Origin of the sequence: Caballeronia sp. J97, from assembly GCF_905220305.1 — a bacterium.
GTDB lineage: Bacteria > Pseudomonadota > Gammaproteobacteria > Burkholderiales > Burkholderiaceae > Caballeronia.
The window spans coordinates 23,468-45,407 of the sequence record NZ_CAJMZL010000032.1; the positions used below are offsets into that span (position 1 = coordinate 23,468).

Here is a 21,940-nt window from a genome sequence, read left to right on the forward strand (position 1 = left end):
GCGCGCGATCTCATTGTGTGTCGTCGACGCATAGATCCGGATCGCTCACGACGCAATCGGCGCTCGGCATCATCGGGCCGCCGCGCACGCGCACGCCGCTCTCTTTCGCGGAAATCCGGAGTCCTTTGGGCAGCAGCACCCACATCTGCGCGGGCTGCTTCATCCGGCTCGCCTGTTGCTGCGCTTGCGGTCCGGTGCCGAAGAAGTAATCGGCGCGCACCGCGCCGCGTATCGCGCCGCCGGCGTCCTGCGCCATCAGGAGCCGCGTGACGGACGCGCCCGCGCCCTCGCTCGCGTTGATGAAAACCGGCGCGCCGAGCGGCGTGGTGCGCGGATCGATGGCCGCCGAGCGTCCGGCGGACAGCGGCACGCCGAGCGCGCCGATGGGCCCCGCGGGCGAATCGGGAATCGTGCGGAAGAACACGTAGCTCGGGTCCGATGCCGCGAAGCCATAGCCGATCGGCGCGGCGGCCGCGAGCGATGGCGCCGGCGCCGATGCGGCGGTTTTGGGCAGCGGGGCGCTTCCGGGCGCCGTCGATGGCGCGCTCACGCGCGCGGGATGCGGGGCGGCGCCCTTCGCGAGATTGAAGCCGCGCAGCAGCGGCGAGTCGGGCGTGCTTCGAGCGTCGCCGTTCATGACGTCGGAAGCCGGATCCTGCGCGCCGCGCAACAGTGCGGACTGGGGCGCATCGTCGGAAGCGGCGTTGGCATTGTTCTGGGCGTTCTGAGTGCTCACGTTGCCTTCTTCCAGGTCGATCTCGACGCCCCGCACCAGAATCTTGCGACCCTTCGTTGCGGCGCTGGCGACGGGCGGGTTGAACGCGAAACCGTTCTGCTCCGCATAGGCGAGCCGGATGACGGTCTTGCCGTCCGGTAACACGACCTTTCCGGCGCCCTGTAACTGCATAGCATAGAGCATCGCGGGATCTTCCACATAGGCGAGCACGGGCGCCTTGCTCATCCCGCGCTCGATCTCCGCGCGCGAGTAGTAGGGCACGATTTCCGCGCCTTCGCGGCGCAATCGCAGCTTCTTGTCGCGGATGTCCGGCAGCGAATCGCCGATGCGCAGCGTGTAGGTCTTGCCGCTCATCGAAACAGTCGAAAGCGGCACCACGTTGCGGCCTTCGATGCGCGCCGCGACGGGCGTGCCGCGCGCGCCGGGCGGCAGACGCCGCGCGTCGAGGAACAGCATGTCGGTCGGCGCGCCGTAGACGGGATAGACGAACGGCGGACGCCGCTCGCGGCTGCCCTTCAGAATCGGCTCGTAATAGCCGGTCAGCACGCCGCGCGCCGATTTGTCGACGTTGCGTATCTGATAGACCGTGAAGTTGTCCTCAAAGAAACGGCGGATGGCGGCGCTGCTGGTCGCGTCGATATTGCGCGAGGCGGCGCACGGTGCGGCCCAGCCAGGCTTGCCCCCCAGCACGCCGCAACTGCGCCGGAACGCGTCCCAGGATTCGGCGACGTTGTCCGCGCCCCAGCCCGGCAGACTGGAAAAGGGCACGGGCGTATAGAGCGCGTTTCTGGTCGCGAACGCCGTCGCGCTGCCGGCCATCGCAGCCGACGGGCTCGCCGGCAATGGATTCGAGATGCCCGGCTCGGGCCCGCTCGCGCTGACCATGCGGGCGGTGTCGTCGTTCGATGCCGATCGCGTCGAAGCGGATGCGTCTTCTCGCGCGACGGGCGAGGGCGGCGCGCCGGCGCATCCGGCGAGCGCGGCGACCGCCAGCGCCACGGATGCACAGAGGGCGCTCAGCGTGAGCGCGGCGCTCGAACGCGTCATCGCGTATTCGTCGCCGGGAGTCCTCGTTGGTGTCGCCATGGTGCCCTCGTCTCGCCACCGAAGCCGGCAGCGCGGACTTCGGGTTTCATTTCGCTATCTAGACGAACGGACGACGTCGATTTTGAACGCCGCCGCGCCGTATGCGACGGGACACGAAGGCGCCCTCGCGCCGCACGACGGCACGCCCGCGAACGGCGACGCCGTCAGCGTGCGCTGCGCGGCCGCCGCGTGCTGCGCTTCGGGCGGGAGACTGGCGAACACGGCGTCGTGGGCGAAATCGAGCGCGGAGAAGTCGCGCGGCGCTGCCGATACGATCGCGATGAAGTGGTTCTCGCCCACCGGCTCGCCCGCCTGCATCGGCCAGCTCGGACGCGGCAGCACGAGACGCTTTTTCTTGCCGATGCGGTTGTCCGGGTCGAGCGCGTTGGGGAACAGTTGCAAGTACTGATTCGCCGGATCGACGACGAACACATACACGTAGCCGTCGCGATTGCTGGTGAGCGCGAAGCGCAGCAAGTCCTTGTCCACGACGGCGCGCGCGACCGGCACATCGACCTTGACTTCGAACGACGGATCGGCGAGCGAAACGATGCGCGCGAATTCGCTGTCGGGCGAAAACGGCGGCAGCGCGGGCGGCGCGGGCGCGGCGACGGTCGATGCGGCCGGCTGAGGCACGACCGCCGACGCCACGACGACCGGCGCGGACGCCACGACCGGCGCGCTCGCGGCGCGATCGCCCGAAGGCGCATGCGACGTGTATCTCGGCACGAACCAGCCGAGCGTGGCGGCCGCCGCGAGCACGCCCGTCGCCCCGAGCGCCCAGGCTATGCGCCGCCGCGCCGCCGCCGGCATGACCGTGCGCGCCCTGACGCGCGATTCCGGGGCGTCCTCGAGCGGGATGCCGAGCTCCGCGGCGAACTGCCGGTCCGTCTGCGGCCGATGCGCGGGCGACACGGCGAGCGCATGATCGATCGCCTTCAGGAAGCGATCCGAATAGCGTCCCGCCGCGAGCTTCGCGAGCGGCTGATAGCTGTCTTTCACCGCGCGCCCGACCGACGGCGGCGGCGTCTTCCCGGTGACCGCGAAATAGACGAGCGCGGCGAGCGCGTAGTGATCCGTCCACGGCCCCTGGCGCATCGACGGCACGTCGGCGTATTGCTCGATCGGCGCATAGCCCGGCTTGAGGATCACGGTGAGCGCCTGCGTCATGTCGCCGATCACGCGCCGCGCCGCGCCGAAGTCGAGCAGCACCGGCCGATGACTTCCTTCCAGCAGGATGATGTTGTCCGGCGCGATATCGCGATGAAAACAGTCGGACGCGTGCAGCACCGCGAGCGCGTCGATGAGGGGCGTGAGCAGCGCGCGCAGCCAGGCTTCGTCGGGCGGCTTTTTCATCGCCTTGAGCGTGTCCTTGAGCGTCACGCCCTTGTAGTAGGGCATCGCCATGTAGGCGGTGCCGTTGGCTTCCCAGAAGCGGTACACCTTCACGAGCGACTGATGATCGAAGCGCGCGAGCAGCCGCGCCTCGTCGTTGATGAAGCTTTTGAGGCCCGCGCGGAACATCGGCTCGTAGCGCCCGGACTTGACCTGCACCTGCGTCATGCCGACGCGCGACGCGAGCGCCGCCGGCATGTATTCCTTCACCGCGACGTAGCGGTCGAGCGACGTATCGAACGCCAGATAGACAATGCCGAAGCCGCCTTCGCCGATGAGCCGCACGATCTCGAACTCGCCGAGGCGGGTGCCGGGCGGCAGGACGCTGTGCATCGGCGGCGCGTCGGGCGCGCTCGCTTGCGGCCCGCCTGGTGTCCCCGGCACGGCCGACGCAGGCACGCGCGCGCCGCTGACGATCACGGTCTTGTCGTCGGCGGCATCGCCCGGATTGGTTTCGGTCTTGCCGCCGCTGCCGGTCGTGCCTTCGTCCTCGCCCGGTCGCCTGCCCGTCGCATTCATGATCCGCAGTCCCGCAGCAGGGTGGTGAAGAGCGCCGTGTCGGGCAGGCCGTACACGGGCCAGATCGTGAACGGGCGCGGCGCCGGATCTGGCTCCTCGTCGGAATCGTCGGGCACGGGCGCGTTCTGCGCCGATGTCCACATGCTCATGCCGTAGATCTCCGTCTGCCAGACCGGCGCGAATGTGCGCGCGAGCGCGTCAGGCAGCGTCGCGGCCGATTGCACGATCCACGGCTCCTGCAGCACAGCGGCGCGCGTGCCGGCATGCGCGGGCTGCGTGACCGGCTGCGGCACGGGCAGCGTCGCGAGCTGCGCGTCGAGCCGTTCGATGCTGTGATCGAAATCGAGCGCGGCGAGCGCCACGCCTTCGATCGCCGAAAGCCATTGCCAGAGCGCGGCGACTTCGCCGCCCGTCGATGGCGCCACCGGCATCGAACCGGCGATCGTCAACGGAAAATGTCGCCCGACGCGATCCACCGAAGCCATCACGACGCCCGTCCAGCATGCCCCGAGCGTCGGCGCGATGGCCCCCGGCATCGCGAAAAAGCGCCACACCGGGCAGGTGAGATAAAGCGCGAGCCATTCGTCGCCGAGCGCGAGCTGCGTTTCGGCGACCCGCTGCGCGAGCCACGCGTCCCACGGCGCAACGAACGCGTCCGACAGCCGGCGCGCCGCGAAATCGCCGAGCGAGGGCAGCTTGCCGTACCAGCCCGCGATCGTCGCGCCGTCGTCCGCCAGTGCACCGCCTTGCGCATCGTTCATAGCCGCTCCGGACAGGAGAACGCGCGCAGATCGGCGAGCCGGAACGGATTCTCGACGCTGTTCGCCGTCACTTCGAAGCGCGTCTTGCGCCCTTCGACATCGAACGTGACGATGAAGCGCTCCGGCTGCTCGGTCGGCTCCACGTCGAGCCGGTCGAACATGCGAAAGAGCGCCCACGGTCCCTCGAACACCAGATTGCGCGCGCCGCTCGTGGGCGGCGGCGTCAGTTGCAGGCTCACGCGTTGCGAGCCGCGCGTCCCGGGCCACTGGATCGCGGTGGCGATCTGCGGACCGTGCGCGTAGGTGAGCACCTGCCCGTCGACATCGAGCGTGAAGGACAGGATCGTCGGGTCCATGTCGAGCGGCTTGAACTGCAACGTGAGCGCGGGCGTCTTGCCGCCGCCGCGAAAGAACACGCCGCGGATCGTCGCGGCGCGCTCGAACTGCGCGAGCCCCGCCGGGCTGATCTGCGACGCCGACGAATCCGACTTCTTGAACGCCCACGGTTTCGCGGACACATCGACGTCGGGCGCGAGGTTCTTCTGGAAGAAATCGTCGAACTTGCCGCCCGGCGCGAACAGCGTGCCGAAGTCTTCGGGCAGCACGTCGCGCCCGGAATTCGGGTTGAACGGATAACGCCCGCTCACCGCGCGATCGCAGAACGACGAAATCGATTCCTTCAGATCCGCCGACAGATTCACGCGCCGCGCCTGCTGCGCCTGACCCGCGCCCTGGCTGCCGAGATCGAGCAGCGCGGTGCGGATCGGCTCGGGCATGCGCGGCGCGAGCGCGCGCAGCTTCGCGGGCGCGTCCGACGGCGGCGGCGCGGCTTTCTGCTGCAACGCTTCGTCGGTGGCGCTCAGATACGTGTAGACGTCGTTGATGACGGCGAGCGTCTGCGTGATCGGCGCAGGCTGCCCGGCTCCCGGACTCGTGACGAGCGCGCGCAGGCCGGTGAAACGGTCATCGACGATGCTTTCGAGCTGCGCGCCCGGCGCGACGGTGGCGATCTGCGTCGGATCGGGACCGCGAATCACCTTCAGCAGCTTTTCGCGCGCCGCGCCGATCTTGTCGTTGGCGCGATCGACGACGGTCGTTTCGCCTTCGGGCTTCGCGCCGAGCGTCGTTTCGCGCGACGCCGCCTTCGAGAGCGCGGCGAGCGGCGAATCGGGCGCGGACAGGATGCGCGCGATCTGCGCCGATTGCGACAGCGAGTCCGCGTGCACGATGCGGATATCGTTCAGGAACTCGGTCCAGATGCGCGCGTAGTCCTGCAAATAGAGCAGCCGCACGTCTTCGGTGAGGCGCTGCATCGACGCGGGATCGCCGCGCGGCAGGCCGCTCTGATCGCGGATGCCGAGCACCCACGGCTCTTCGGCGGCGAGTTGCGCGGCGGTTTCATCGACGGCTTTCAGAAACGCCTTGTGATAGCCGTCGAACGAATAGAGCCCCGGCACGCCGCGCGTGAGCGGCGCGCCGCTCGAACGCGTGAAGACGAGCGACGCGTTCGGCCCGCCCGCGCGCGCGACCGTGAACTCCGGATAGTCCGCGCCGACGCCTTGCTGCTTCACGCGCCCGTACACGCGCTGCGCGAGCGTGCTGGCGACGAGCATGCCGCGCAGATGCGCGACCAGGCGCTCGTCGAACGGCAGGTTCGGATGCACGACGCCGCGCGCGAACAGCGCATCGAGATGTCCGGCGAGCGCGGCGCGTTCCTCGTTGCCGACTTCGCGCGGCAGCGACTGGTCCCAGTCGGTGAGAATCCAGGCCTTGAGCGCATCGGCGTCCTGATGATCGGGCTGGTTCAGCATCAGATACGCCTTGAGCGCCTCATACGCGTAGCCGGGATTCGCGGGCGTCGCGCTGCGCGCCTGTTCCTCGATGCGCGCCGCGAGCTTGGGCAGGAACAGATCGGTCAGGAGGCGCTCGTAAGCGCCGGTCGCGCCGGCGTCGAGCTTCGCGCCTTGCCACAGGCCCCATTGCATCGCGATGGGGGGATGCGCGGCATCGACCTGCGGCGTCGATGCGAGATGGCGCACCGCCGACAGGAGCGGCAACAACGCGACGAGCTGCGTGCCCGCCGCCGACGTTCCCGCGACGGCTTCCTTCGCCGCGCGCGCGGTCTGTTCGACGTTCGCCACATATGTCCGGTTGCGCAGATAGCTCGTGCCCCAGAGCGCGAGCACGCCGGCCGTCACGGCGGCGATCACCGCGTACGCGCCGAGCCGCCACAGATGGCGCCGCCTCGCCCATTGCAGATTCGATCCGGCGAGACCCTGCTCCGCGAACACGACCTGCGTCAGGAGCCGCTCCAGAAAAAAGCTGCGCCCGCTCGAAGGACGCGGCGGCTGCACGCCGCGCTCGATGCCGAACGCGCGCGCGAGCGAACCCAGCACGCGATCGATCGGCGTGCCTTCCTGCGTGCCGCTCGTGAAGTAGACGCCGCGCAGAAGCGGCATGTCCTCGTGCTTCGAGTGTACGAACGTGGCGCGCAACGCTTCGGCGAGCAAGGGCTTGAGCGCCGCGAACTGCTGCGGAAAGCCCATGAGCGCGGCGCGCTGCGCCAGCCCGCTTTCGGCGTTCAGGCGATCCGGCAGACGCGCGACCAGCCGCGCTTCGAGCGCATCGAGCTCGTCGTCGATGCGCGCGCGGAACTCCGCATCGGTGAGCGGGCGGGCCGGATCGAACGGAAACGTGAAACCGAAAATCTGCGCGCGCTCTTCCTTCGGCATGTCCGCGAAGAACTCCGTGAAGCCCGAGAGCAGATCCGTCTTGGTGACGAGCACATAGACCGGAAAGCGCGTGCCGAACGCCTTCGTCAGCTCGCGCATGCGGGCGCGCAAGGTCGATGCCGTCTCGTCCGTGCTCGCGGGCGTCGCGGCGAGCAGATCGGGGACGGCGAGCGTCAGCAGCACGCCGTTGATCGGCTGGCGCGGCCGGGTCTTCTTCAGGAGCGCGAGGAAGCCTTGCCAGGCGGTCTGATCGGTGTCGCGATCGCTTTCGTGCGTCGTGTAGCGGCCGGCCGTGTCGATGAGCACGGCGTCGTCGGTGAACCACCAGTCGCAATTGCGCGTGCCGCCGACGCCGCGAATCCGGTCGGTGCCGAAGCGCTCGGCGAGCGGAAAGCGCAAGCCCGAATGCACGAGCGCGGTGGTCTTGCCCGCGCCCGGCGCGCCGATGAACATGTACCACGGCAACTGATACAGATATTGCCGTCCCGACAGCGTGACCCAGTCGCGCCAGCCGGGCTTTCTGCCCGACGCGGTGATGCGCGCGTCGCGGAGCACGGCGAGCGCTTCGTCGAAACGCTTGCCGAGCGTCGCGACTTCCGCTTCGCCCGCGTTTTGCGGCGCGCCCTCGCGACGCGGCGATTCGACCGCCGCGCACAGTCCCGCCGACAACGCCGCCTGCGTGCGCCGCGCGCGCCACGCCGCCCAGATGCGCCGCAGCACGAGCAGCAGCGCGACGCAGCCGATCGCGATGAAGCGCGCCGTCGTCGATTCGAGCGGATACGTGTGCGCGAACGACACGAGCGGCCCGGCGATCCAGATCGCGCCCGAAATCAGCAACAGGCCGACGATCAGCAGCAGCACCGGATGGAACAGGATCGAGAAGAGCTTTTTCATGTCAGGACCCGGGCTTGGCGAACAGCGTCACCTCGACGCGCCGGTTGCGCGCGCGGCCCGCGGGCGAATCGTTCGGCGCGACGGGATCGGCGTCGCCTTTGCCTTCGGCCTTCAGGCGCTCCGGCCCGACGGTCGCGGCGAGCAGATCGCGCACGTTCGCCGCGCGTTCCTGCGAAAGCTCCCAGTTCGACGGAAAACGCGCCGAGCGGATCGGCCGGTCGTCGGTGTGGCCCGTCACGAGCACCTTGCCCGGCACGGCCTTCAGCGCCGCCGCGATGCGCTCGATCAGCGGCCGCGTCTGCGGGGCGACTTCGGCGCTGCCCGGGCGAAAGACGTTGTCGCCGTGCAGCGTGACGACGGAGCGGTCGACGCGGTCATCGACGGCGACGAGGCCGTCGCGAATCTCCTGCGCGAGGAATTCGGCGAGACGCGGCCGCGCCGTCTGCGTGACGACGAGCGGCCGTTGCGCGCCCGCGCGGATCGACGCGAGCGTGTCGAACGCCGGATCGGAGAGGCGGCCGAGCTGGAAGCTCATCGCGAGCCACGCGGCGGCGAGCAGCGACAGCGCGAATGCGCCGACGACCCACACCGGCAGCACGTCGGTCGTGCGGCGCCGCGCCGTCGGCACGCCTTGCCAGTGCGGCGACAGCGCACGCTCGGGCTCGCCGCGCTCCTTGCGGATCAGTTGATAGAGCCGCGCGCGGATCGCATCGAGCGTCTGCTTGCCTTGCGCCGCGACGCGGTAGCGTCCCTCGAAGCCGAGCGCGAGCACCATGTTCGCGAGTTCCAGCAGATGCAGATGCTGCGCGGGCTTCTGCGCGAGCCGCGCGAGCAACTGGAAGACTTTTTCGCCGCCCCACGCCTCGTTGTGAAACGTGACGAGCAGGCTTTGCCGGGCCCAGACGCCCGCGCCCCACGGCGTGCCGGACGCGGCTTCGTCGAGCATCGTGCAGACGATGTAGCGCGCCGCCGTCACCTGTTCCGCCGCGATGCCCTTCGCGCGCGCCTCGTCCTCGAAACGGCGCACGCCCGCCGCGAGCGAATCGCGCAACGCGGCGGGATCGGCGCAGGCGCTCATCGCGCGGATGCGCGGCGCGAGCTGCAACAGCGGCGCGCAGGCCGCGACAAGCGGATTGACGGCGCCGCCGCCCGCGAAGGCCGCATCGAACGCGCGCTGATCCGAGCCGGCCGCCGAACCCGTCGCGGCGGCGGCAAACGTGCCTTCCGTGTTGCCGCTGCCCGCGCCGCGACGCCGCGCGCCGGGATTGGGCTTGATCATCGTCTGGTCGGATTCGAAGCCCGCGAAGGGATCGTCGTCGTGCGTCATGTTTATCGATGGCCTCGCTCTTCAATGACGGATCGCCCAGAATTCGAGTTCGAGCGCGGGAAAGTCGCCGGCGATATACATCGCCAGATTGCCGGTCTGCTCCAGTTCCTTCCACAGCTCGCCACCGCGATCCAGTTCGAAGTACGAAAAGCCCGCGTGAAACGGAATCTGGCGCGGCGCGACCGGCAGCGCCCGCAGCCCGATGCCCGGCAGCGCGAGATTGACGAGATCGCGCAGCTTCTCGGCGGGCGCGACTTTCACCTGGGTCGGAAAGCGCGTGCGCAGCGCCTCGCCGGGCATCTGCGCGTTCGCGGCGAGCACGAAGCCCGCGCTCCTCACGAGCTCCAGATCGTTGATGAGCGCGACGCGCACGCCGGGCTTGCGGCTCTGCAATTCGATGGCGACGGCATCGGGCTCGCGCACGATGCCCATCAGTTGCCGGACGTCGCGCATGAGCGGCTCGAACGACGTGGCGAGATCGTCGTGGCGATAGGGCGGGTAGGCGAGCACGCGCCGGCGCTCGTCGAACGCGGCGAGATCGCCGGCGAGCGCGAGCGTCGTCTGATACAGGCGTTCGGGATGCAGCAGCGGCACCTGCAGCAGATGGGCGTACTGCGGCTCGAAACGGTTGAGCGTCTGAAGCAGCAGAAAATCGGCGATTTCGGCGACGCCGCCGCGCCCCGGATTCGCGAGCCGGCTCGCGAGCCGGTCCGCATGCTGATGCACGAGTCCGGCGAGCTCCTGCGCGTAGCCGAAAAGGCGCGGGTCGGCGTGCGCGTGGAGCATCGGCGGAATGTAGCCCGGATCGAGCAGCACGCGATTGTCCGCGCGCCGCTCCAGCACGCGCGCCACGCCGATGGTCGCGAAGGCGTCGGTGGCGTCGCGCGCGAGCATGAGCCGCAGATTCGGCGCGCCGACGCGAATCTGGGCGACGCGGTCCGTGCTCGTCGTCACATCGGCGACGGAGGTGTCGGTCGTGCGAAAGCGCAGGCCGTCGATGCGGCCGTCGGCGCCTGCATCGGCATCGAACTCCTTGGCGCCCGCGCGCGCGAGCGGCAGCGTCAGCAGCACGATTTCATCGCGCGCGCCGGCGGGGATGTCGAGCGGCGGCGGCGCGGGGGCGTCGTCGGGAAAGGAGAACGCGGTGCCGTCCGGCAGCACGCCGAACGCGGAAGCGAGCGCGATCTTGCCGAGCCCGAGCGCGATCTCGTCGAGCATCACGGCAGCCCAGCCCCACGACCATGCTTCGGTCGCGCGCGCGTGCGAGCGCACGAGATGCTCGATGAAGCGGTCGTGCTGCTGAAAATGCTGGGGTTCGAGGAACAGCCCCTCGGACCAGATCATGCGTTGGTGCCAGGTCATGGTGCCTCGTGTCCGCGTGGGCTCGCGCGGCCGCTGTAGCGGATGCATCGCGCCGCGCCCGGCGGATCCGGGCGCTTTCGCTTTTTAGAACGATCCAGCGCGGCCGATTTGCAAACCGGCGTGCGCGTTCACTTCGCGGCCTGCTTCTTTCCCGACGACGGCGGCGCGGCCTGCGCGGCGATCGATACATCGGCGGCATCGATGCGCACGTTCATCAGCGTCGTCTGATTCGGCGGCACCGGCGCGCTCGCGCGCCAGCGTGAGCGTTCGATATCGCGGTACGCCGCCACCACCGCGACGAACTTCGTGCCCGGCTGCACCGTCTGCTCGACGCTGCGGCTGTCGCCGGGCTTCAGCATGTATTCGCTCTTCGCGTTGAGATCGCCGCCGAGCGTCGCCTGCTCCTTGCCGTAGAGCGTGAAGAAGTCGGCGCTGTCGAAGGCCGCGGTCGTCTTCAGCTCGTACACGCGCACGACGACCGGCGACGGCCGCCCCGCGTGATCGGGATTGACGCCGGCGAGCGCATTCACGCTGATGCGCACGATGGTCGGCGCGGGCGGCGGCGGCGACTTGCACGCGCCGATAGCGAGCGCGCAGAGCAGCGGCGCGCACAGGCGCAGAGAGAGCGAGCGTGGACGTGAGGTGTCCATCATCGATTCGCGGGTGATTTCGGACACAGCAACAGACGAACGAAGCCGCCGCGCTTTTCAAAACCGTCGAGGTGTTTCGTCTAGTGAGGGCACCGCGCCGGACGCTTTCCGGTTGCGCCGGTGCGAGGCGACGGTCTTCGAGGAGCGCATTCGTGAAACCGATCGAGCGAAACGCGCCGGCCCGTGTCACGGCCGGTGCTCGCGCGCCAGACGGCGCCGCGGCAAGGCGGCTTTGCATCGCGCTCGCGCTGCTCGCGGCGCTCGGTGCGCTGGCGGTGGCCGCGCCGGGCGCGCGCGGGCAGACGGCGCAAGGCGCGCCCGCTGTGAGAACTGCGCCGAACGCGCAGAAGGCGCAGACTCCGCCACCCGCTCCCGACGAAGCCCCCACGCCCGCCGCGCGCCAGGCCGAAGCCCGCGTGCGCGATGCCGAGACCATCGCGACCTTGTCGCAGGAAGGACGGCTTCTGCTCGCGCGCGATCAGGTCAAGCTCGACGGCTACGCGTATTGCAGCATGTCGGTGGCGGCGGCCGAGCGGGGCGATTTCCGCCAGAGCATCGAGGCGGCCTCGCGGGCGCTCGTCGTCGCGCGGCAGACGGACAACGCGAATCTCGCCGCGTTGTCGCGCCGCGACCTGGCGATCGCCTACAGCTACGCCGGCGATCTCGACGACGCCGAGCGCTATGCGAAGGAAGCCATCGCCGCGGGCGCGAACAATCCTCAACAGGTGCTCGCGCCCGCGCACAAGGTGCTCGGCGACATCGCGGCGCGGCGCGGCGATCCGGCCGGCGCGCTCACGGAATATCGCGCGGCGCTCGCCACGGCCTCGGAGCGCTATAAGCCGATGGTGCTGCTCTCGATCACCAACGCGCAGATCGCGACCGGCGACGCCGCGGGCGCGCGCGCCACCTTCGAGCAGACGAGCAACGTGCAGGAAACCTTGCTCGCGCCGTTGTACAAGCGCATCGAAGGCAATCTGCTGCTCGCCGAAAACAAGCCGCGTGAGGCGCTCGAAGCGTTCACCGCGAGCGCGACCAAAGGCGGCACCGACGCCAGCTACGACAACCTGTGGGCGCACGAAGGCATGGGCCGCGCGTACCTCGCGCTCGGCGATCGCCGCCGTGCGCGCGAAGCGTGGCTCGTCGCGCTCGACGATTCCGAAAACATTCGCGCGCGCTTTCGCAGCGACGAGTTCAAGACCGGTCTCTTCTCCGACACGCAGACGGTCTTCGAGGAAACGATCGCGCTCGTCGTTGAGGACGGCGACTATCCGCTCGCCTGGACGCTCTCCGAAAAAAGCCGCAGCCGCGCGCTGCTCGATGTCGTGCGCAACCGGCTCGCGACGAGCGTCGACGAAACGCAGTTGAACGGCCGCGCGCTCTCGCTCGACGAAGTGCGCGCCGCGTTGAATCCCGGCGAGGCGATCGTCGAATATCACGGACTGCCCGACAGGATGATCGCGTGGGTCGTGCGCCGCGACGGCATTCAGGGCTTCACATTGCCGCTCCCGCGCCACGACATGACGCTCGCCGTCAGCGATTTCCGCACGGCGATCATCCGCGGCCGTCCGCAGGCGCTCACTTACGGCGCGAAGCTCGACGCGCTGCTCATCGCGCCGCTCGGACTGCGCCCGAACGAACGGCTCGTCGTCGTGCCGAACGGTTCGCTGCACTACATGCCGTTTCAGGCGCTCAGGAATGCGCAGGGATTTCTGATTCAACGGCATGCGCTCGCGCTCGCGCCGTCGGCGAGCGTCGCGGTGCAGCTCGTGCGGCGGCAGCAGCGCATCGCGAGCAATCTCGTCGCGTTCGGCAATCCGCGCATCGCACCGGAATTCGATCTGCCCGGCGCCGAAGCCGAAGTCCGCGCGATCGGGCCGCTGTTCGCCGAGCGCGAAACCTTCGTGCAAGGCGATGTCACGCGCAAGACCTTCAGCGACAACGCGCCGGCGGGCCGCATCGTGCATGTGGCGACGCACGCGCAGGCCGACACCATCGACCCGCTGCATTCGCGCGTGCTGCTCGCGCCCGCGAAGCAGCCCGCCGACGGTCCCGACCCGATGCTCGCGCAGGACATCTACAACCTCAAGTTCGATTCGGTCGCGCTCGTCACCTTGTCGGCGTGCGAGACGGCGCTCGGGCGCATCGAGCGCGGAGACGAAATCATGGGCTTCACGCGCGCGTTCTTCTATGCGGGCGCGTCTGCGCTGCTCGTGTCGATGTGGCCCGTCGCCGATGAATCGACCGCGCTCACGATGCGCACGTTCTACGGCTCGCTCACGAAGGGCGAGGAGGCCATCGACGCAATGCGCGACGCGCAGCTCGCCGTGCTCGCCAACAGCCGGTTCGCCCATCCGTTCTACTGGGCGCCGTTCGATCTGATGGGCAACTGGCGGCTCTCGGTCGCGCGCTGAAGCGCCACGCCTTGCGTCAGAGCCGATGCAACCGGGTTCGCCCGATGAGGATGCCGCTGTGAACGAAGCCATCGAAGCCCGATCCTTTTCCTCACGCTGGAAAGTGCGGCCGCGCCGGCTGGCGGGCGCGGCGGGCGTGAGCATCGCGTGCGCGGGCGCGCTCAACGCGTGGGCGCAGCAAGTGCCGATGCCGGGCACGGCGCAGGTGCCGAGCGCCGGAACGCTGCTCAACGAGCAGCCGCGTCCGTCGACCGCCGCGCCGCCGCCCGGCGGTGCGAACGCGCTGCCCGCGCCGCCGGCCCCGCCGGCGGAGGTGCCCGAAGGCAAGAAGTTCGTTTTGCGAAGCATCCGCTTCGCGGGCAACGAAACGCTGCCGGCCGACATGCTGCTGCCGCTCGTCTCCGACAAGATCGGCCAGGAAGTGTCGATCAACGATCTGAACGCGATGAGCGCGCGCATCGCGCAGATGTATCGCGAGCGCGGCTATCCGCTCGCGCAGGTCGTGATTCCGCCGCAGGACGTCACCAACGGCGATGTCACGTTCACCGTGCTCGAAGGCAAGATCGGGCACGTGCGCCTGACGATGGCGCCCGGCGCGCCCATCAAGGAATCGATGGTGCGCGCGCGGCTCGCCGCGATCGAGCCCGGCAAGCCGCTCAGGCAGAGCGAGCTCGAACGCACGATGCTGCTGCTGTCGGATCTGCCGGGCATCCGCGTGAGCTCGGCGCTGGAAACGGGCAGCACGCCCGGCACCGTCGACCTGAGCGTGACCGTCGAGCCGGTGCGCCGCTGGAACTTCGCCGTCTCCGCCGACGACTACGGCTCCGCGCCCGCCGGACGCTGGCGTCTCGGCGCGGTGGGACGGCTCGCGTCGCCGTTCGGCATCGGCGACAACCTCGACGTGAACCTGCTCGCCGCCGAGCGCGCCGACACGGTGTACGGGCGCATCGGCTACGACGCGCCGGTGGACGCGAGCGGCACGCGCGTCGGCATCGCGTATTCGCATCTGTATTACTACCTCGGCGAGCAGTTTTCGTCGCTCGACGCGCACGGCGAGGCGGACGTCGTCACCGCTTCGGTGTCGCATCCGCTGATCCGCTCGCGCAGCCAGAATCTGCTGCTGCGCGGCGCGCTGGAGTATCGCTCGCTCACCGACAAGATCGACGCCGTGAGCTTCGACAATCCGCAGAAGCTGTATGTGGCGAGCGTCGGGCTGTCGTACGAGAGCCGCGACAGCTTTCTCGGCGGCGGCTTCAACAGCGCCGACGTGCAACTGGCGTTCGCGCATCTGAATATCGACTCGGCGCTCGCCGAAGCGATCGATCAGGGGCCGTTCGGGCGCCACACGCAAGGCAACAGCGTGCGCCTGACGATGCAGGCGAACCGCCTGAACGCGATCACGCGCAACACCAGCTTTTTCGTGGGCGTGTCGGGGCAATGGGCGAACGAGAACCTCGACAGCTCGTCGCGCATCACGCTCGGCGGTCCGCGCGCGGTGCGTGCGTATTCGCCGTCCGAATCGGTCGTCGACGAAGGGCTGATCGCGACCGCCCAGCTCCGTTACGCGGTGATTCCGTCGCTCACGCTGTCGGCGTTCTTCGATATCGGCGTCGGACGCTACAACGCGCGCTCGATTCCGGGGCAAGGCGCGAACACCGTCACGCGCAGCGGCGCGGGCATCGGCGCGTTCTGGACGGGACCGTACGGCATCACCGTCGATGCGAGCGTCGCGTGGCGCACGACCCGCCCCGACACGACCGGCGACGACAAGGTGCCGCGCGTCTACGTTCAGGTATCCAAATCGTTCTAGCGCAAGCGGATCTGCACTCAAAGGAGCTCGCCATGAGCGACATCACCTGCCTTCGGACCCGCAAGCATCGCCGGGAATGGGATCGCGCGATCCGCCGCTTCGTCAGACGCGCCGCGCGTCAGGCGGGCGCCGATTTCAAGGCGAGCGCGCTCTTGCCGCTCTTCGTCGTTGTCGCCGCGCCGGGCGCGTTCGCGCTGCCGGTCGGCGAACAGGTTCAGAGCGGCAGCGTCACGATCAGCCGCCCGAACACGAATTCGATGACGATCAACCAGGGCTCGCAAAAGGGCATCGTCAACTGGAACGGCTTCTCGATTCTGAACGGCGAGCGCGTCGATATTTCGCAGCCTTCGGCGCAGGCGGTGCTGCTCAATCGCGTGGTCGGCAGCGAGGCGAGCCGCATCGCCGGGCAGCTCAACGCGAACGGCCAGGTGTTTCTCGTGAATCCGGCGGGCGTGCTGTTCGCGCGCGGCGCGTCGGTGAACGTGGGTTCGCTCGTCGCGTCGACGCTGGGGATCACCAACGCCGAATTCCTCGCCGGGAAGTATCACTTCAATCAGGGCGCGGCGCCGGGCGCGAAAGTGTCGATCGAATCGGGCGCGAACATCGCGGCGTCGCCGGGCGGCGCGGTCGCGCTGCTGGGCGCGCAGGTCGACAACAGCGGCTATGTGAGCGCGACGCTCGGCAAGATCGCGATCGGCGCGGGCAGCGACATCACGCTCGATTTCGCCGGCGACGGCCTCACGATGCTCAAGGTCAACGACAAGGTCGCGAACGCGCTCATCAGCAACGCGGGCACGCTCGAAGCGGACGGCGGCCAGATCGTGATGTCGGTGCGCGCCGCCGATGCGGCCACGGCGAGCGTGCTCAACCAGACCGGCACGGTGCGCGCGCGCAGCGTGGAGACGCGCAACGGGCGCATCGTGCTCGATGGCGGCGCGACGGGCGTCACCGAGATCGGCGGCACGCTCGACGCCACGGCGCCCGATGCGGGCAAGGGCGGGCAGATCGACGCGACGGGCTATCACGTCGCGGTGAACGACGGCGCGCGGATCGACGCGAGCGGCGCGCAGGGCGGCGGACGCGTGCGCGTGGGCGGCGGCGCGGCGGGCAAGGAGAGCGACATCGTCGATGCGGATGCCGTCTGGATGGGACCGGACGCCCAGGCGCGAGCCGATGCGCTCGTGAGCGGCGATGGCGGCAACGTCGTGTTCTTCGGCACGCAGTCAGCGCGCGTCTACGGGAAAGTGACGGCGCGAGGCGGCGCGAACGGCGGCAATGGCGGGCTGATCGAGACATCGGCGCTTCATCTCGACGTGCCGGGCGACAACATCGACCCGAGCGCGCCCCACGGCGCGGGCGGAACGTGGCTGCTGGACCCGTTCAACGTGATCATCACCAACGACAGGGCCGACGGAAATCCCACCGTCGACTTCACCGCGGCCGCCCCCGATACGCGCATCTGGTCGCAGGCGATCAACAACCAGTTGAACGGCGGCGTCAACGTGACCGTCAGCACGGGCACCTCGGGCACGCAGACGGGCAATATCACGATTGAAGGGCCGATCGCGAAGACATCCGGCGTCAACGGGGCGACGCTCACGCTGAACGCCGCAGGTTCGATCACCGCGCAGCGCGCCCCGGGCGCCACCACCAATGCGGAGATCGTCGCGTTCTCGAACACGAGTGCGGACGCGCCGACAGGTCCGCTCAATGTCGTGCTCAACGCAAATACGGCCGGATCGACGGACGGCACCGCGATCATTTCCCTCGTCGGCACGTCGGCTTTGCCGATGAACATTTTCAGCAACGGCGGATTCATTACGATCGGCGTGCCGCAGCAGGCGAACGGCATCGCGCCGGCCGTCGTGCTCGGCAACGCAATCATCGATTCGCGCGCAATGGCCTTTACGCCCCCGCCGCCCGTCATCGGAATTCGCGCGGCGCTGCTGGATTCGAGCCCGCGCACGGTGGTTGTGCCGCTAAGCGGCGCGTTGCAGACGGTCGTGCCGGATGCCGTCGCCCAGAGCGGCGCAATCACCCTCGAAGGCAACGGACCGGCGACGAACCCGACCGCGGGCCGCGCCGGCGTCGGTGTCGCGATCGGCAGCGGCTCCGAGATCGCGGCGACCACGGGAGCAGTCACGCTGACGGGCACCGGCGCGACGGGCGGCGTGTCGCTCGGCGCAGTGACTGTCTCGACGGCGGGAAACATCCTGATCGACGGGACGGCGTCGGCGGGGCGGGGCGTCGATATCGGCGCGGCCGCCGGCGCCGCGCTCGAATCGACCAACGGCGCGGTCACGCTCACCGGCCGCGGCACGAGCGGCGGCGTGGTCCTGAACGCGACCGATGTCACGGCCTTCAGCGGCGTATCGGTCAGTGGCACCGCGTCGGCGGGCGTGGGCGTCAGCATGACCGCAGGCGGGGAATCGAACATCGTGAACGTGTCGTCCGGGCCGCTCGCGATCAGCGGCACCGGCACGGCGGGCGGCGTGTCGATGGACACGATGAGCCTGTCCTCGCTCGGCGACCTGACGATCACCGGGACGTCGGCGGCGGGCGTGGGCGTTGCGCTGGTGAACACGGACGCCGAATCGAACACCGGCTCGGTGACCGTTCGCGGCAGCGGCGGCGCGGGCGGCGTGCAGACGCGATTCGGCAGCTTCTCGTCGGACGAGGGCGGCGTGACCATCGACGGCACGTCGCTCGCTTCGGGCGGGGGCGCGCGCGCCGACGGCGTCGCGATCAGCCAGACGCCGATCGACGCGTCCGGAGCCATCACGATACGCGGCGTCGCCGCGCTGCAAGGGCCGCTCGGCGCGGGCGTGACGATTCTGTCGGCGGCGGAAGGCACGTTGAGGCTGAGTTCCGGCACGCCGGGCATCCGGATCGAAGGCAGCGGCAATGGCTATTCGGGCGTGGCGATCGGCAACGACGGTCCCGCCGGAACCACGCGGACGGTGTTCTTCAACGCGGACGTCGGCCCCACGTTCACGCCGCCGCTGACCATTCTCGGCGTGACCAACGGCGCGCCCGTGCCCGGCGGAACGGGCGCGGCGGGCGTCAGCATCGCCAATGCACTCGTCAACGGGTCGGACGTGACGCTCGCCGGCTCGGTGTCCGGCACGTCGGCGGCGCACGGGCTCGATATCGAGAATTCGAGCGTGACCGCGACGCGCACGCTCAGCTTGCGCGCATCGAACATCAGTCCGACCACGTCGTCGATTCAGGTCGGCGGCGATTCGGCGCTGGGCGTCCCCGCCGGCACGCTCGTGCTCGCGCCGGGCGTGGTGACGCCGGGGGCGTCGTTCACCATCGCCGCCGACGACGCCGCGCCGATCAACATCGGCGTTCCCGGCGTGTCGGGGCCGGGATATACGCTCGATGCCGCTTTCGGCGGGCGCTTCGCTGCGGGCGTCGCCAATACGTACATCGGCTCGGCGAGCCACACTGGGCGCATCGCGCTCGGCACCGTGTGCGCCCGTGCGGGATGCGCGAGCGTGCTGCCCGGCATCAGCGGCGAACTGTCGATTGCGAACGCAGGCGCAGGCAGCCAGGGCATCGCGTTGTCGGGCGCGTCGGGCATGAACCGGCTGACGCTCGATTCCGCCGGCGCGTCCAGCGAAGGCGCGGCCGGCATCCAGACAAACCAGTTGCTGCTCGCCGGACCGGGCCGCTTCGCGCTGACGAGCGCGGCGAACGCGCTCGGGCAGGTCTCGTTCGCCGGCACGGGCGACACATCCGTGACAGGTCTCGGGCAGCTCGTCGTCGCGCCGCTCGCCGGCAACGTATTCGACGCGCGCGGCAGCGCGCTCGCGCCGGTCTCGACACAAGGCGGAGCGTCGACGCTGGCGGGCGATCTCACGCTGACGGCACGCGCGAACGGAAACGCGGGCGCCGGCACGATCACGACCGCCATGCCGATGCAAAGCGCCGCCACGCGCGGGACCACGCTCACGATGCGCGCCGCCGATACGGTGTCGATCGGCTACGGCATCGCATCGGGATCGGCGCCGCTGGATATCGTCGCGGACGCGGTGAGGCAAGTGATCGTGGGCGGTGCGGGCGGGTCGCGTATCGCGATCCGGACCAACGGCGGCAACGTGACGCTCGGCACGCAGGGCGGCGGCGCGACGGGCTTCGACGGCGCGTCGGTGACGCTGCGCCTCGCCGACATCGACACGCGCATCGGCGCGCCGGCCGGTGGGCCCGCCGCCACGGGCGGCGTCGTGACGATCCACGGCGTCGCGCAGCCGCCGATTCCCGGCAACGGGGACGGAGCCGGACCGCTCTCGATCGCACCGTTCGGCGTCGAACTGGACGGCGCGTCGATTGCGAGCGGCAGCGGGCGCATCGAACTGATGGGGCGAAGCCTGAGCCCGACAGTCAATCCCGGCGATGGCGTCGTGCTGCGCAACGCGTCGCGGCTCGCGAGCGGCGCGGGCGGCATCGACGTGTACGGCGCGGGCAGCGGGCCGGGCTCGGCAGGCGTCGCGATACTCGATGGATCGACGATCACGAGCGCGGGCGGCGCCATCGACATTCGCGGCGCGAACGTGGGCGCGGGCGCAGTGCCGACCTCGCCTGCTTTCGGCGTGGCGCTGCTGAACGGCTCGATCGACGCAAGCGCGCCAGGCGGCGCGGTATCGATCGCGGGTTCGACTACCACGGCCGACGCGGGCATCGCGTATGGCGCGGTGCCGCTGCCGGTCAATGCGGGGCGTGTCACCGGACCGTTTTCGATCACGACCGGCCCGCAAGGCACGATCACGCTGCGCGCGTCGAACGACGGAACGGCCACGAGTCTCGTCGGACGCAGCGGGCCGGGATCGATTTCGACGCCTGGCGGCTCGGTGTTGGTGTCGCCGGCGACCGTCGATCCGGTGACATTCGGCGTCGCGCAAGCCAACGCCGTTCCGATCACACTGTTCGGCACAGCCGCGACGCGCGGCCTGTCCATCGATGCCGCCACGTATCGAACCTTTTCGACCGGCATTCAGACGCTTGCGCTCGGTTCGTCGACGCATACCGGGCGCATCACCGTCGACGGTCCATGCACGGGCGGCACGAGCTGCGCACAACGGCCCGCCGTCGCGACGAGCCTCACGCTCCAGAACACCGGCGCGGGCAGCGCGGGCATCGATCTGACTTCAGGACTCGCGCTGCCCGGCAAGACACTCGCGCTCGCTTCGTCCGGACACGTGACCGATCCGGGCGGCATTCAGGCGCAGACGCTTTTGCTCGCGGGCGGCGGCGACTTCGATCTCGCCGACGCGGGCAACGATGTCAAGACGCTCGCGCTGTCGGGCGCGCACAACGTGACGTTTTCGACGACGGGCAGCTTCACGATCGGCACGGCGAGCGCCGGCGGCATCGACGGTGCGACGGGCGCGCTCACGACCATCGGCGGGACGCAGCCGAACGTGACCGGCGACCTGACCGCGATTTCCGAAAACGGCGCGATCGCGCTCGGCACGCCGGCCGCGCCGGCGAACCTGAGCGCGGGCGGCAGCATCGACCTCGTGATGCAGAAGGCCGTCTTCGACAACACGTCCGGTGGCACGCTCGCGGCGGGCAACGCGTGGCGCGTGTGGGCATCGACGCGCAACGGCGAGAACCGCAACGGCATCGATCCGGGCGGGGCGCTGCCGAACTTCTACGGCTGCCTCTATGGCGGCATCTGTAGCTGGAACGGGCAGCTCTCGCGGGACGTCGTGCCGGCGAACGGCAATCACTTCGTCTACGCGGACCGGCCGACGGCGACCATCACCATCGGCAGTCAGACGCGCGGCGAAGGTTCGCCGAACGGCCCGTTCGGCTTCGATATCAGCGGGCTGCTCGGCGGCGACCAGCCGGGCTCGGCCATCGTCGTCAGGCGTCCGCCCGGTTCGTCCGCGACACCGACGTCGCTTGCGGGCGCGTATTCGATCGACGGCGCGTTCTCGTCGCCGGTCGGCTACAACGTCGTCGTCGTGCCGGGCACGCTGACCGTCACGCCGTTGCAGCTTCAGGGCGCCGTGTTCAATCGCAGCGGCCTGCAGCCGCTCTTCACCGCGCAGGAAGAGACGTTCGTCTACGAGAGCAATCTGGGCGCGATCAACATTTGCGTCGGCACGAACGAGCCGGTCCTCGCGCTGCAGCAGGCCGAAAGCGAGGCGGACACGCTCGCGGCGGAATGGAAGCGCGTGCGCTCGCGGCCGAATCTGAACAACTGCCTCGTCGTGAACGGGCAGCACGGCTGCGGCGAATTCTGACTG

10 protein-coding genes are annotated in these 21,940 nt (G+C 69.6%); 3 read left to right on the top strand and 7 right to left on the bottom strand.

Features of this window, described 5'->3' with window-relative positions; genetic code table 11:
* Positions 1–10: 10 nt before the first annotated feature.
* From U4Y90_RS29605 to tssJ, 7 genes are all read right to left on the bottom strand, one after another.
* Positions 11–1,822: a murein transglycosylase A gene (locus U4Y90_RS29605; RefSeq protein ID WP_321799969.1), complete on the bottom strand. Its 1,812-nt coding sequence runs from the start codon at positions 1,820–1,822 to the stop codon at positions 11–13.
* 54 nt (positions 1,823–1,876) lie between these two features.
* Positions 1,877–3,736, bottom strand: coding sequence for a serine/threonine-protein kinase (locus U4Y90_RS29610; RefSeq protein WP_321799971.1), 1,860 nt, complete (start codon positions 3,734–3,736; stop codon positions 1,877–1,879).
* Positions 3,733–4,497: a type VI secretion system-associated protein TagF gene (tagF, locus tag U4Y90_RS29615; RefSeq protein WP_321799972.1), complete on the bottom strand. Its 765-nt coding sequence runs from the start codon at positions 4,495–4,497 to the stop codon at positions 3,733–3,735. Before tagF ends, U4Y90_RS29610 begins: the two co-directional genes overlap by 4 nt.
* Positions 4,494–8,123, bottom strand: a complete 3,630-nt coding sequence (gene tssM, locus U4Y90_RS29620; protein ID WP_321799973.1) for a type VI secretion system membrane subunit TssM — start codon at positions 8,121–8,123, stop codon at positions 4,494–4,496. The genes tagF and tssM overlap by 4 nt, the downstream gene beginning before the upstream one ends.
* A 1-nt stretch (position 8,124) precedes the next feature.
* On the bottom strand, positions 8,125–9,450 hold the full coding sequence (locus U4Y90_RS29625; RefSeq protein ID WP_321799974.1) for a DotU family type VI secretion system protein: 1,326 nt from the start codon (positions 9,448–9,450) through the stop codon (positions 8,125–8,127).
* Positions 9,451–9,471: 21 nt separating this feature from the next.
* A complete protein-coding gene (gene tssK, locus U4Y90_RS29630; RefSeq protein ID WP_321799976.1) occupies positions 9,472–10,812 on the bottom strand; it encodes a type VI secretion system baseplate subunit TssK in 1,341 nt (446 codons plus the stop codon).
* A gap of 128 nt (positions 10,813–10,940) precedes the next feature.
* The gene (tssJ, locus tag U4Y90_RS29635) at positions 10,941–11,465 is read right to left on the bottom strand and encodes a type VI secretion system lipoprotein TssJ (protein ID WP_321799977.1); all 525 of its coding nucleotides are present in this window, start codon (positions 11,463–11,465) and stop codon (positions 10,941–10,943) included.
* A gap of 149 nt (positions 11,466–11,614) precedes the next feature.
* On the opposite strand from tssJ, the gene U4Y90_RS29640 reads away from it, so the two are divergent.
* From U4Y90_RS29640 to U4Y90_RS29650, 3 genes are read left to right on the top strand one after another with little or no spacing between them, the layout of a single operon-like run.
* Positions 11,615–13,873 (top strand): CHAT domain-containing tetratricopeptide repeat protein, encoded by a 2,259-nt coding sequence (locus tag U4Y90_RS29640; protein ID WP_321799979.1) that lies wholly within the window; start codon positions 11,615–11,617, stop codon positions 13,871–13,873.
* Between the two features lie 58 nt (positions 13,874–13,931).
* Positions 13,932–15,683, top strand: a complete 1,752-nt coding sequence (locus U4Y90_RS29645; protein ID WP_321799981.1) for a ShlB/FhaC/HecB family hemolysin secretion/activation protein — start codon at positions 13,932–13,934, stop codon at positions 15,681–15,683.
* Between the two features lie 32 nt (positions 15,684–15,715).
* Positions 15,716–21,937 (top strand): filamentous hemagglutinin N-terminal domain-containing protein, encoded by a 6,222-nt coding sequence (locus tag U4Y90_RS29650; protein ID WP_321799982.1) that lies wholly within the window; start codon positions 15,716–15,718, stop codon positions 21,935–21,937.
* The last annotated feature ends 3 nt before the right edge of the window (positions 21,938–21,940 follow it).

Excerpts from the sequence above, each read along its gene's own strand:
- U4Y90_RS29610 (WP_321799971.1), bottom strand. The coding sequence starts at position 3,736 with ATGAATGCGACGGGCAGGCGACCGGGCGAGGACGAAGGCACGACCGGC.
- tssK (WP_321799976.1), bottom strand. The coding sequence starts at position 10,812 with ATGACCTGGCACCAACGCATGATCTGGTCCGAGGGGCTGTTCCTCGAA.
- U4Y90_RS29625 (WP_321799974.1), bottom strand. The coding sequence starts at position 9,450 with ATGACGCACGACGACGATCCCTTCGCGGGCTTCGAATCCGACCAGACG.
- tssM (WP_321799973.1), bottom strand. The coding sequence starts at position 8,123 with ATGAAAAAGCTCTTCTCGATCCTGTTCCATCCGGTGCTGCTGCTGATC.
- tssJ (WP_321799977.1), bottom strand. The coding sequence starts at position 11,465 with ATGATGGACACCTCACGTCCACGCTCGCTCTCTCTGCGCCTGTGCGCG.
- U4Y90_RS29650 (WP_321799982.1), top strand. The coding sequence starts at position 15,716 with ATGAGCGACATCACCTGCCTTCGGACCCGCAAGCATCGCCGGGAATGG.
- tagF (WP_321799972.1), bottom strand. The coding sequence starts at position 4,497 with ATGAACGATGCGCAAGGCGGTGCACTGGCGGACGACGGCGCGACGATC.
- U4Y90_RS29605 (WP_321799969.1), bottom strand. The coding sequence starts at position 1,822 with ATGGCGACACCAACGAGGACTCCCGGCGACGAATACGCGATGACGCGT.